The following is a 12,391-nucleotide window of genomic DNA, read 5'->3' as shown; positions in this document are numbered from 1 at the left end:
AAATGAGGAACATCATGGGATTGTTTGGATTCGGTAAGAAGAAGCATCAGAGCGAGGAAGCTCTTGAAGCGGCCGCCGAAGAAAACGAAGAGGCTGTTGACGCAGCTGAAAACGTTGACGAAGCTCAGGAAGTCGTGGCGCTTCCGGAGTCTTCCGCTGAATACGAGGGCCGCGGTGACGAGCGTGGTCCGTGGGATGTGGAAGATGAGAACGTTCCCGACTACGATGAGTACCTCGATATGGGATCGTATTATCTGCCGTTCCTGAAAGGCATTGAATTGCGCGTGAAGGCCAACCGTGCCACCCAGCAGGTTCTTGGCACCACCATCACCTACGGTTCCTCCAGCGTGGAGATTGAGGCATTCGCGGCCCCGAAGACGCTCGGATTGTGGGATGACGTTCGTGCCGACCTGATTGAAGCCAATAAGGACGCGAAGGAAGTTGAAGGCGTGTTCGGCACCGAACTGGCATTGCCGGTTACCGTCAAGGGCGGACGCAAGGTGCTTACCCGCATCGTAGGTGTCGACGGTCCGCGTTGGATGCTACGTGGCATCTTCTCCGGCAAGGCTGCCACCGATCCTGAGGGTGAGGAAGCAAAGGCATTGAACCAGTTCTTCGCCGATATTGTGGTGGAACGAGGCGATAATCCGTTGGCGCCGCGTGACCTTATTCCCATGCATCCGCCAGTCGCTCCAGCTGAACGCAAGGCGGCAAAGGCCGCTGCGGAAGAGGCTGAGCAGAAGACTGAGATTCCAGGCAAGCCGAAGGGTCCATTCGACTCCGACCAGCAGGTTGAGGTCAAGACCACGCTGTCTCGTGGACCGATGTTCTCCGAAGTGCGCTGAGCCACTTGAACCGATAGCTAATACGTATGGCTGAAACTGAAGCGAAAAAACGAACCGGTCTTGGTGCGCTTGCCGACGCCGGTAATACTGACGATTTTTCCGTGATCGACGCCATCGGAGGTCCGAGAGGCGTCATCGAATCGATGCTGCCGGGCGTCGTGTTCGTGGTGCTGTTCGTCATCACGTCCAATTTGCAACTGACCATCGGCGTGTCCGCGGCGTTGGCCGTGTTGCAGGTGATCGTGCGCCTGTGCCAACGACAGTCCGTCATGGGAGCGGTGTCAGGCCTGCTGGCAGTAGGTATCTGCCTGATTTGGGCATGGAACAGTCACGAAGCTCGTAACTATTACATGTTCGGATTCCTCACCAACGCCTTTTACGTTGTTTTGCTGACGATTTCACTGCTGGCCCGAGTGCCTGGCTTAGGATTGGTTATCGAGTTCATCAGAACGTTACCGACCGAACATTTTCGTGCCTGGCTTGCCGATTGGCGAGGTGACAAGGCGCTCAATCGCGCCTATACCATCATCACCGCGCTGTGGATCGGCGTGTTCGCGCTGCGTCTGATCGTGCAAGTGCCGCTCTATCTCGGCAATCACGTCGGCTGGCTGGGAACGGCGCGTCTGCTGATGGGCATTCCGTTCTGGGCACTCGCGATTTGGGTTTCGTATCTGATCGTGGCGACGCCAATGCACCGGCATAAGATGGTGCAGAAAACTTCTGAAGGCGATGCTGAGGTAGCACAAAACACTGAAATGAGGGAAGAGCACTGATGGAATCGACCATCCGCATTGAACGGTACGCCGACCAGGGTCGTTGCGTCGGTCATATTGACGGACGTGTTGTGTTCGTGCGATTCGCATTGCCCGGAGAACTGGTCCGTGTCGCATTGGACGAGCCGCATGATCGTGAGGACCGCTTCTGGACAGGCGAAGTGGTGGAAGTGCTCGAAGCGAGCGAAGACCGTACTGATCCAATATGGTCGTTGGCCGGCCCCCTTGCCATGGGCGGTGGTGTCGGCGGCGCTGACTTGGTGCATGTGTCGCTTGCCGGGCAACTGAAGTGGAAAGCCACGTCGGTGGCCGAACAGATGGCACGACTCGGCCACGTCGACGTGGAAGTGCCCATTGAGCGTATGCCGGAAGACGATGCGGAGCAAGGTCTGCATTGGCGTACTCGTATCGAGATGATCGCTGATGTTGACGGGCGTCCGTCGATGCGCCGTCGAGGCACGCATGTGCGCGTTCCGATTGATACCATGCCGTTGGCCAGCCGTACGTTGCTGGAAGTGGCCGAACGTGAGCATGTGTGGGAGGGGAGCTTCGAACCAGGTTCCCAGATTCGTCTATCCGTTCCGGAACCTCGCGATAATGCGCCGATTTCAGACAATTACGCAGTGCTTGTGAACGGCGAGGTGGTTGCTGGAAGCCGTGAGCTCACGGAAAAGGTGACTGTTGCCGGCCATGAATTCGAATACAACGTGGATGCAGGCGGTTTCTGGCAGATGCATAGGCATGCGCCGATCGCTTTGACCAACCATGTGATTGATTTGGTACGAGGCGAGCTTGACGGTGCCAAATCCGCATGCCTGTGGGATTTGTATTCCGGTTCGGGTCTGTTCACGCTGCCGTTGGCCACGCTGACGGCAGAGCGCACTCGCATGTTGAGCGTCGAAGGCGGCAAAACCGCGGTAAGGAACGCGCAACGTAATTTGAGGCATATTCATCTGGGCAACGTCGATGCGCGTGTGGGCGATGTGGCGAAAACACTTGCCAACGTACGCAATGATCTCGCCAAGCCAGATGTGGTGGTGCTTGATCCACCTCGTGCCGGCGCTCGCGCGAAAGTGTGCAGGCAGATTGCCGAAGTCGAAGCGAAAAGCGCGGTCTATATCGCATGCGATCCGGCAAGCCTCGCCAGAGACACCGCCACCCTCGTGTCACTTGGCTACGAATTGGCGGATATTCGCGCGTTCGACATTTACCCCATGACCCATCATGTGGAGACTGTGGCGCTGTTCAGAAAGCACGAGCAGTGAGCATGCCGTTATTCGCACGTCATGCGTTTTTTGGAATGACTGCGATTGCGTTGTCTTGCGTGGCGCTATCTGGTTGCGTGCCGTCGAATGCCGCGATGGGGGATACTCAATCTCCCGATACTGCGGTGGCACACTCCATGGAGGATCGTGACAGCCTGTCCATAGCCATGATTGGATCGGATGATGTCACCGCCGATTCCATGGCAATGGGTGCCATGGAAGCCGGTAAACTCAAGCCGGTGTACATTACCGTCTCAGGCACAGTGGACGCGCAATCCACCGCGCAGCAAGGCGTGCGTGACATGGTGCAACGCAAGGCCGACCTCATTATCGTCGCAGGAATCGACGTGAACGAAGTCAATGCCGAAAACTGGAATGATGCTTTGGAAACCGCAAGAAAAGCGGGCGTTCCAGTGGCGCTTCTCAATCCTATCGCCGTGCCGGAAGACAACAAACTCTATGCGGCGACCATGACCATCAACGACCGCATGGCCGACGCGACACCGCTCGACGACGCGGTCATGGCCGTAGCCAACAACGATCCCCACGACCGTGAGATGCTGGTGACTACAATCGACCACTGACATGGCTCTGTGACCCGCCTACGCGAGATGGATGTCAAATCAGCGCTCGGCGAGTACCCTGAAAATTCCCTGAATTTTACCTGTGTTTCACAAGAAGTTGCCCAGAAAACAGGACTGTGACGGTAGGCTGGCAGTTATGAGCGAAAGTCGAACAATGCCTCCCATCGAAGAGACGGGGCTCACACAAGGCGAAGTGATTGCCCTCAGAGAAAGCGGACTGAATAACACAGTCAAAGCATCGACCTCGCGTTCTCTTGTCGACATTGTGCGAGCCAACGTGTTCACCCTGTTCAACGGCATCATTTTCGCCGCCATGGTCATGGTGCTGATTACCGGGTCGTGGAGAGATGCGGTGTTCGGTCTGATTATCATCATCAATACCGGTATCGGCATCTGTACCGAGCTGAAAGCCAAACGTACGCTTGACAAACTATCGATTCTGGTGGCCTCCGATTACCTTGTGCATCGCGACGGCAAAGACGTTGAAGTACCGCACAACGATATCGTGCTCGGTGATCTCATGTGGATTCGCTCCGGCGAACAGGTACCCGCGGATGCGCAGATCGTGCACACTTGGGGACTGGAACTGGATGAATCCATGCTTACCGGCGAATCACGGACCGTACGCAAAGGCGAAGGCTGCGACATTTTCTCCGGATCCACCGCCATCTCCGGCATGGCATTGGTGAAAGTCATCGCCGTAGGAGAGCACAGTTACGCGGCCAAACTTACCGCACAGGCGAAGGTCTACAAGAAAACCGTATCTGACCTCAACAAGGGCATCAACACGATTCTGAAATTCATGACCTTCCTGGTGGTGCCGCTCTGCGTACTGCTCATCTGGTCGCAGGCACGCACTGTTGGCGGCTGGAATGTGGCCATTTCAACCGGCGAATGGCGTTCCGCGGTCATTTCCGCAGTGGCCGGTGTGGTCGGTATGATTCCTGAAGGCCTGGTGTTGCTCACCTCGCTGAATTTCGCGCTCGCAGCCATTCGTTTGGCACGTAAGAACACGCTGGTGCAGGAGTTGGAATCCGTGGAGACTCTCGCTCGTGTGGATTGCCTGAACCTTGACAAAACCGGTACTGTCACCGACGGCACCATCCGACTTGATTCCGTGAAATTGCTGGATATTCGAAGCTCCGGCATTATGTGCGGTAACGTGAATGAGCATGACGTCAGACAGGCTCTATTCGACCTATCGAACGAAGGGCAGCCCAACGGTACAGGGCAAGCGATTCTGTCTGGACTACGGGAACAGGGATTTGTGGACGGCACTGTCGAGGCACGAGTACCGTTCTCGTCGGCGCGCAAGTGGAGTTCGATCTATGACGGCAACGCAGTATGGACGATGGGTGCGCCGGAAGTCATTCTTTCCCAAATCGATGGCGACCATGCCGACATACTCAAGCAAGTCAATGATTTCGCCAACGACGGCAACCGTGTGCTGCTGGTCGCGCGAATTGACGGTGCAGCGCCCGACGATTACGAAACCAATCCAAAACTCAATCCGGCATCGTGCCCTATCGCATTGGTGTGCTGTTCCGAACATATTCGCGCCGATGCCGAAGAAACGCTTGCATGGTTCCGTGAACAGGGTGTGCGTTGCCGCGTCATCTCCGGCGACAATCCTGTAACCGTCGGCGCGATCGCAAGAAAAGTGCATCTGACTGGCGAACATGAACCACGATTCATGGACGCGCGTGAATTGCCTGCCGACATTACGGAGCTGGCACAAGTACTGGAAAACGTGGATGTGCTTGGGCGTGTGCTGCCCGATCAGAAAAAGGCGATCGTGGAGGCATTGCATGCGGGTGAGCATGTGGTAGCGATGACCGGCGACGGCGTGAACGACGCGCTCGCCATCAAAGAGGCCGATCTGGGTATTGCTATGGGCAATGCTGCTCCCGCCACCAAGGCCGTGGCGCAGGTGGTGCTTGTCGATTCGAAATTTTCACATCTGCCCGATGTGGTGGCGCGAGGGCGTCAGGTTATGGCCAATATGGAACGTGTGGCAAGCCTATTCCTCGTGAAAACCGTGTATTCCGCACTGATTTCGTTGGGTGTGGTGTTGACGCAGATACCATTTCCGTATCTGCCTCGCCACATCACATATGTGGGCGGATTGACGATTGGCATTCCGGCGTTCATTCTTGCGTTGGCACCGAACACGCGTCGTTATATTCCAGGATTTCTGAAACGCGTGCTGCATTTTGCTGTGCCCTGCGGTGTGGCGGTTGGATTGTCGATTTTGTCCACGTCGTGGCTGCTGCCGATATTCATGAAGTGGGATGTGCAGGATTCGGGTGCGCAGTTGGCGATGCTGCGTGGAGTCAACGCGATTATTCTGCTCATGATGGGAGTGTTTGTGCTTGCGCGTGTGGCAAAGCCGTTGCATTCTTGGCGTGGCATATTGGTATTGGCCTTTGCCGCAATTGGATTCGGAGGCATGCTCGTAAAACCGGTGGCGGATTTCTTCGCGCTGGTGGTGCCGACTGGGCAGATGCTGGCTGCGACGATGGTGGCAATGGTGCTTTCGGCGCTCGTGTTCTTGGTGTGTTTGCGTTTGGTACCGAAAATTCTGAGTATTGTCCCATACTTTAAGAAGACACGCCAGAGCTGAATTAACTTGGCTGTATCGTAGGCAACGAATAATCAGCTGTGTTATACAGCCAAGAAGCTCGGAGGTAGCATGTCTGTGCGCGACGACCAGCTCGACACCTTGAAGGTGAACGGCGAGGATTATGAATATTACCGCATCGCAGATCTGCCGGGCATCGATCATCTGCCGTATTCGTTGAAGGTTCTCGTCGAGAACCTGGTACGTAACATCGATGGCGCCAACATTACGGATGATCATGTCAAGGCACTGTTGGATTGGGATCCGGCTGCACAGCCGAGCCATGAGATCCAGTTCACCCCGTCCCGCGTGGTCATGCAGGATTTCACCGGCGTGCCCTGCATTGTGGATCTTGCCACCATGCGTGATGCGGTCAAGGATCTTGGGGGAGACCCCGAGGTCATCAACCCGCAGGTGCAGTCCGACATGGTCATCGACCATTCCGTACAGATTGACAAGTACGGCATCGCCGACGCGGTCGAACAAAACATGGACATCGAATACCAGCGCAACGGCGAACGTTACCAGTTCCTGCGTTGGGGCCAGCAAGCATTCAAGAACTTCCGCGTGGTACCGCCGGGAACGGGTATCATCCACCAGGTCAATATCGAATATCTCGCCAAGGTCATCATGACCAAGGTCGAAGAAAACAGTGACAAGACTCTTGCCTACCTTGATTCCTGCGTGGGCACCGACTCGCACACCACCACCGTCAATGGCTTGGGTGTGCTCGGCTGGGGCGTTGGCGGCATTGAAGCCGAAGCGGCCATGCTTGGCCAGCCGATCTCCATGCTGGTGCCGCGTGTTGTCGGTTTCAAACTCATTGGTTCCATTCCCGAAGGCGTCACCGCCACCGACGTGGTGCTGACCATCACTGACATGCTTCGTCAGCATGGTGTGGTCGGCAAATTCGTGGAATTCTACGGTGACGGCATCGCCTCGGTGCCGCTGGCCAACCGTGCCACCATCGGCAACATGGGGCCGGAATTCGGCTCCACCTGTGGCATTTTCCCGATCGACGGCGTCACTCTCGACTATCTGCGCTTGACCGGCCGTTCCGAAGACCAGATCGCATTGGTCGAAGCGTATGCCAAGGCGAACAAGCTGTGGGGCGACACCACCGATCCGAACTACGTCGAACCGCAGTATTCCGAATACCTGGAACTCGACCTCGGTACTGTCGTGCCGTCGATCGCAGGCCCGAAGCGCCCGCAGGATCGCATCAAACTGTCTGAATCCAAAGCGAAATTCGCCGAAACATTGCCCGCGTACGAAACGGACAAGACCGTGCAGGAGCCGGTTGCCGTTTCCACGGACTTCCGCGGCGAATTCGACATCACGAACGGTGATGTGGCGATCGCATCCATCACCTCGTGCACGAATACGTCCAATCCGTCCGTGATGATCGCAGCCGGCCTGATTGCACGCAACGCTCATGCCAAGGGTTTGAAGCCCAAGCCGTGGGTCAAGACCTCGCTCGCACCGGGCTCCCAGGTTGTGGCCGACTATCTTAAGGCGGCTGGCTTGCAAGACGATCTCGACGCGCTCGGTTACCAGCTGGTCGGTTTCGGCTGCGCCACCTGCATTGGCAACTCCGGCCCGCTGCTGCCGGAAATCTCCGAAGCCATCAATGCCAACGATCTGACCGTCACCTCAGTGCTGTCGGGCAACAGCAATTTCGAAGGCCGCATCAGCCCGGACGTCAAGATGAACTATCTGGCATCCCCGCCGCTCGTCATCGCCTATGCGCTCGCAGGCACCATGGATTTTGATTTTGAAACCCAGTCGCTTGGCAAGGATTCGGACGGCAATGATGTGTATCTGAAGGATATCTGGCCCACCAATAGCGAAGTCGCCTCCGTGGTGGATGGTACCGTCAGCCGTGAGATGTTCCTGAAGGATTACGCTTCCGTATTCGAAGGCGACCGTCGTTGGAAAGGACTTGACGTTCCTGAAGGCGAACTGTTCGCATGGAATGAGGATTCCACCTACGTGCGTAAGCAGACGTTCTTCGATGGCATGAAGGCCACTCCGGATCCCGTCGAAGACATTCATGGCGCCCGCGTGCTCGCGCTGCTCGGTGATTCCGTGACCACCGACCATATTTCTCCGGCCGGCGCGTTCAAAGCTTCCAGTCCTGCTGGCAAATACCTGACCGACCGCGGCGTCGAACCGAAGAACTTCAACTCCTATGGTTCCCGTCGAGGCAACCATGAGGTCATGGTACGTGGCACGTTCGGCAATATCCGACTGCGCAACCAGTTGCTCGCGTCCGTGGGAGAAGAGGTCACTCCGGGCGGTTTCACCTACGATTTCCTCGACCAGAAGCCGACCACCATTTTCGAGGCGTCCCGAGACTACATCGAACACGATGTGCCTCTGGTGGTACTTGCCGGTAAGGAATATGGCACCGGCTCCTCACGTGATTGGGCCGCCAAGGGAACCGTCATGCTGGGCGTCAAAGCCGTTATCACCGAAAGCTTCGAACGTATCCACCGTTCGAACCTGATCGGCATGGGCGTGCTGCCGTTACAGTTCCCCGCAGGCGAATCCTATGAGAGCCTCGGCCTTGACGGTACTGAAACATACGATATTGCCGGCGTTGAAGAACTCAACAATGGCATTATTCCGAAGACAGTGCATGTCACTGCCACCCACGAAGACGGTTCCGCAACCGAATTCGACGCGGTCGTGCGCATCGACACCCCAGGTGAGGCCGACTACTACCGCAACGGAGGCATCCTCCAGTATGTGCTGCGCAATCTCATGAAATAAATAATCACATGATTGAGATCAGCAAATAACAAAGCCCGTGTCACACTATGCAATGCAGTATGACACGGGCTTTGTTGATACCGGTTTTTCATGCGTTTGATACTACGGCGGAATTGGTCTGTCTCGTCACATTATTGACCCAACGATACTTTCGATAATGCAGCAAAGCAGGAATCATCTTGATGCATTCGTCGGTATTCAGCAAAGCATAGACCGCCAATATCGGCAGCTTCCACACGAAAGCCGCCAACAGACCGACCGGTACGACAATCAGCCACATAACGATCGCATCGCAGACAAGTCCGAACCGGGAATCGCCTCCGGCAGGGAAAATACCGGCGATAGTCAGATTGGTCATGCACCCGCATGCCGCATAATAGGCGCAGATAAACAGCATAATTGACAGATAATGCGTGGCCTGCGGCGTCAATCCCGCCCATTGCAATGCCAAAGGACGTACCGCGATAATCAACAGGCCGGTTCCAACGCCAACTGCCGCCACCAGTACACAGAGCCTATCGCCCATAACCTTCGCCTGATTGAAAGCATTGCGGCCAAGCAGATTACCGACAAGAATGCCGCCCGCATTGCCAAGGCCAAGACTCAAACAGACCAACAGATCCTTGACGATATTCGCAATGGAATTGGCCGCCACCGCATCCGTACCAAGATGACCCATAATCACGGTGTACATGGTGAAACCGCAACCCCAAACCAGCTCATTGCCAAGCACGGGCAGACTATACTTCCAAAAATCCTTCTGCAACACCACATCCGGATGCAGCATCATCGACAACCGCAAACGTGGGCGACCATTGCGGCTGGCTACAAGCACAGACCACACCAGTTCGATGGCTCGGGAAATCACCGTGGAAATTGCCGCACCGAAAATACCTAATGCAGGTAAACCGAACCAACCATAGATCAGCACCGCGTTCAGCGCAACATGCACGATCACGCCAACCGTGCTTATCGTCATTCCGGTGACCGCCGCACCCACATTCTTCATCAGACACAAATACATCTGCGACAAACCGATGAACAGGTACGAAACCGACGAAACCCGCAAATACTGTGAGCCGATGGCAATCAGCGTTATGTCGTTCGTCATAATCGACATCAACGTTTCCGGAATGAGTAGCGTCAATGCGAAAAACACCAGCGACAATCCGCCGGCATACAGCATGATGAACGCCAATACACGTTCGACGGCATTCGTGTTGCCCGCACCCCAATACTGGGCCACCAGAATACTCATGCCAAGCGTGAGCGCGGCAAGACACAAACTGAAAATGAACTGGAACTGCGTGGCAAGAGACACTGCCGACAGCTCGTTTTGACCAACGTTCGTCAGCATAAGAGTGTCGGCGCACGATGACAGCGCCAGCATGAGTTGTTGAAACGCGATGGGCAGGGCGAGCGTCAACGTCTGTCGAAGAAACTCGCGCAAAGTGATGGAAGATTGCATGATGATGTGAGGATGGTTGGTGCGTGTAGGAAATGTACGAGAAATACATTGATGGGGTGTGGGCGATGATAGCCAATGCCCGTACCCGAGTGAAATTGTGGTGCGTGAACTAACGATTTACTGAATCGAATCCTTCCAAGCGTGATATTCCGCTGCCTTGCCTTCCCAATATTCGCGGTCGGCATCGGTGATCTCACGGATCACGTGGCATGGATTGCCGACTGCCACCGAATGTGAAGGGATATCCTTGACCACTACCGATCCCGCGCCGATCACTACATCATCACCGATGGTAATGCCGGGACCGACCACCACATTGCCGCCGAACCAGACATCATTGCCGATGGTGATCGGGCGTGCACCTTCCGGCCCAGAGGAACGTACGGCCGCATCAATCGGATGATACGGCGTGTACAGGCTCACGCGAGGTCCGAAAAAAACGCGGTCGCCGATGGTGATGCGTGCCACATCAAGGAAAATGCAATCCATATTGGCATAGAAATTCTTGCCGATGAACGTGTTGCATCCATAATCGCAATTGAACGGTGGCTCTACGAATCCGCCTTCTCCAAAGGCACCGAACAATTCGTGAAACAGCTCGTCACGTTCCTTGAACGCGTCGTACTTGGATGTGTTGATGGCCTGCACCAAGCGACGTTTGCGCATATTCGCATGCTGTTGTGGACTATCGGCCACATACAGTTCACCGGAGAGCATGCGCTCCCACTCATCTGCCGCTGGCTGCTTTGCAGTATCTGCCATGGTAATGCTCCTGTGTTATGAGTCGTGCGACAGCATGCCGCACGCCCCTTCTGGTCAATAATGGTCTTACGCATATCATTCAATGGCACGATTGCCCGGCAACACAGTATCTGCCTGTATTATCGTTCCCAGAATTTGCATTATTTACCGAAATGGTGGAATACAGTGGTGAATGATATGGCATGCGACATGACCGTGACGCAAGCAGAAAGCGCGGCAACAGGCGGTTTGAACGTTTCTTGTGTATGCATGCCGATCACTGGATGGGGACGTTTGCCCAATGGTGCGGAAATGGTGCAATACGACGCTCCGATGTTCTTCTCATTCACCGAGCATTCGTTATTGAGCCAATATCCGAACATGCGTGCGGAATGCCATTGGCATATCGATTTCGAATTCACTTACATTATGCGCGGCCATATGTGGTATTTCGTGAATGGCGAAACAATCCGCCTCGATGAAGGGCAAGGCATATTCGTTAACTCGCGACAACTGCATTACGGTTTCACCAAAGACAATGCGGAATGCGAATTCTCATGCACATTGCTCAATCCCACGCGAATGGGCGCGCCCAATGCGGTATACGAACGATTCATAGCGCCGATTCTGACGGATTCATCAATGCCATATATCGTGTTCGATGCCGACAGTGAATATGGTAATGCGCTGGTTGACGGCATCAGACGAATCCATCGCGCGAAATTCGGCTGTTCGACATGCAACGAACATCCGGCGTTGTCTGGTCCGGTTTCTTCTGAATTCGTTTCATCCGAACCGGTTGACATGCTGTATAGAAAGCTGTGGTCCGATAGTGAATCGTTGACTGTACTGAGTTGTTTCTATGCCATGGTACGAGCATTGACGGCGTTTGCGGAGGAACGAGAAGGGGATGGTTCTCATGTTGGTGGCGTTGATGAGGCGAAAATTGCCGCGTTGCGCAGCATGATTGATTATGTGCAACAGCATTATCATCAACGGGTTACGTTGGCGCAGATTGCTGCTGCGGGGTGTGTGGGACGCACGCAATGCGCGGTGTTGTTTCACAACATGGTTGGGCAGTCGCCGATTGAGTTTGTGAATGATGTGCGCGTTCGCGCTGGCGCTGAATTGCTGGCGACCACGCAATTGCCGGTTGCGGAGATTGCGGTGCGGGTGGGATTCTCACGTTCGTCGTTTTTTGCGCGAGTGTTTCAACGATATATGCATGTTACGCCATCGGCCTACCGCAGAAGCATGCGCAGATAAACGCGTTTTTGCGGTAGGCCGACGGGGTACGTGATCAGCGCAATGCTGAAGACA

General features: G+C 55.1%; 9 protein-coding genes. 7 read left to right on the top strand and 2 right to left on the bottom strand.

What is annotated here, in order from left to right; translation table 11 throughout:
• The first annotated feature begins 14 nt into the window (after nucleotides 1-14).
• From BBCT_RS05895 to acnA, 6 genes are all read left to right on the top strand, one after another.
• Nucleotides 15-845 carry a DUF3710 domain-containing protein gene (locus BBCT_RS05895; RefSeq protein WP_033513301.1) on the top strand — a complete coding sequence of 277 codons (831 nt, stop codon included), beginning with the start codon at nucleotides 15-17 and terminating at the stop codon, nucleotides 843-845.
• 26 nt (nucleotides 846-871) lie between these two features.
• Nucleotides 872-1,618, top strand: coding sequence for a DUF3159 domain-containing protein (locus BBCT_RS05890; protein WP_003834386.1), 747 nt, complete (start codon nucleotides 872-874; stop codon nucleotides 1,616-1,618).
• A complete protein-coding gene (locus tag BBCT_RS05885; RefSeq protein WP_003834387.1) occupies nucleotides 1,618-2,883 on the top strand; it encodes a class I SAM-dependent RNA methyltransferase in 1,266 nt (421 codons plus the stop codon). Before BBCT_RS05890 ends, BBCT_RS05885 begins: the two co-directional genes overlap by 1 nt.
• Nucleotides 2,884-2,885: 2 nt before the next feature.
• A complete protein-coding gene (locus tag BBCT_RS05880) occupies nucleotides 2,886-3,467 on the top strand; it encodes a type 1 periplasmic-binding domain-containing protein (RefSeq protein WP_033513299.1) in 582 nt (193 codons plus the stop codon).
• Nucleotides 3,468-3,603: 136 nt separating this feature from the next.
• Entirely contained in the window at nucleotides 3,604-6,090 is a 2,487-nt protein-coding gene (locus BBCT_RS05875) for an HAD-IC family P-type ATPase (RefSeq protein WP_033513297.1), read from the top strand.
• 69 nt (nucleotides 6,091-6,159) lie between these two features.
• Nucleotides 6,160-8,862 (top strand): aconitate hydratase AcnA, encoded by a 2,703-nt coding sequence (gene acnA / locus BBCT_RS05870; RefSeq protein WP_047750655.1) that lies wholly within the window; start codon nucleotides 6,160-6,162, stop codon nucleotides 8,860-8,862.
• A gap of 88 nt (nucleotides 8,863-8,950) precedes the next feature.
• Here the strand turns inward: acnA and BBCT_RS05865 are convergent, their stop codons facing one another.
• Nucleotides 8,951-10,330 carry an MATE family efflux transporter gene (locus BBCT_RS05865; protein ID WP_003834391.1) on the bottom strand — a complete coding sequence of 460 codons (1,380 nt, stop codon included), beginning with the start codon at nucleotides 10,328-10,330 and terminating at the stop codon, nucleotides 8,951-8,953.
• Nucleotides 10,331-10,447: 117 nt separating this feature from the next.
• Nucleotides 10,448-11,092: a sugar O-acetyltransferase gene (locus tag BBCT_RS05860; protein WP_003834392.1), complete on the bottom strand. Its 645-nt coding sequence runs from the start codon at nucleotides 11,090-11,092 to the stop codon at nucleotides 10,448-10,450.
• Between the two features lie 177 nt (nucleotides 11,093-11,269).
• On the opposite strand from BBCT_RS05860, the gene BBCT_RS05855 reads away from it, so the two are divergent.
• A complete protein-coding gene (locus tag BBCT_RS05855; RefSeq protein ID WP_331709045.1) occupies nucleotides 11,270-12,337 on the top strand; it encodes an AraC family transcriptional regulator in 1,068 nt (355 codons plus the stop codon).
• Nucleotides 12,338-12,391: the final 54 nt, after the last annotated feature.

It is taken from the genome of Bifidobacterium catenulatum DSM 16992 = JCM 1194 = LMG 11043, from assembly GCF_001025195.1.
GTDB lineage: Bacteria > Actinomycetota > Actinomycetes > Actinomycetales > Bifidobacteriaceae > Bifidobacterium > Bifidobacterium catenulatum.
The sequence above is the reverse complement of the archived record's forward strand: the minus strand, read 5'-3'. Positions and strand labels throughout refer to the sequence as shown.

Bases quoted from the DNA above. Each gene is read 5' to 3' on its own strand.
- BBCT_RS05895 (WP_033513301.1), top strand. From the start codon at position 15: ATGGGATTGTTTGGATTCGGTAAGAAGAAGCATCAGAGCGAGGAAGCT.
- BBCT_RS05890 (WP_003834386.1), top strand. From the start codon at position 872: ATGGCTGAAACTGAAGCGAAAAAACGAACCGGTCTTGGTGCGCTTGCC.
- BBCT_RS05885 (WP_003834387.1), top strand. From the start codon at position 1,618: ATGGAATCGACCATCCGCATTGAACGGTACGCCGACCAGGGTCGTTGC.
- BBCT_RS05880 (WP_033513299.1), top strand. From the start codon at position 2,886: ATGCCGTTATTCGCACGTCATGCGTTTTTTGGAATGACTGCGATTGCG.
- BBCT_RS05875 (WP_033513297.1), top strand. From the start codon at position 3,604: ATGAGCGAAAGTCGAACAATGCCTCCCATCGAAGAGACGGGGCTCACA.
- acnA (WP_047750655.1), top strand. From the start codon at position 6,160: ATGTCTGTGCGCGACGACCAGCTCGACACCTTGAAGGTGAACGGCGAG.
- BBCT_RS05865 (WP_003834391.1), bottom strand. From the start codon at position 10,330: ATGCAATCTTCCATCACTTTGCGCGAGTTTCTTCGACAGACGTTGACG.
- BBCT_RS05860 (WP_003834392.1), bottom strand. From the start codon at position 11,092: ATGGCAGATACTGCAAAGCAGCCAGCGGCAGATGAGTGGGAGCGCATG.
- BBCT_RS05855 (WP_331709045.1), top strand. From the start codon at position 11,270: ATGGCATGCGACATGACCGTGACGCAAGCAGAAAGCGCGGCAACAGGC.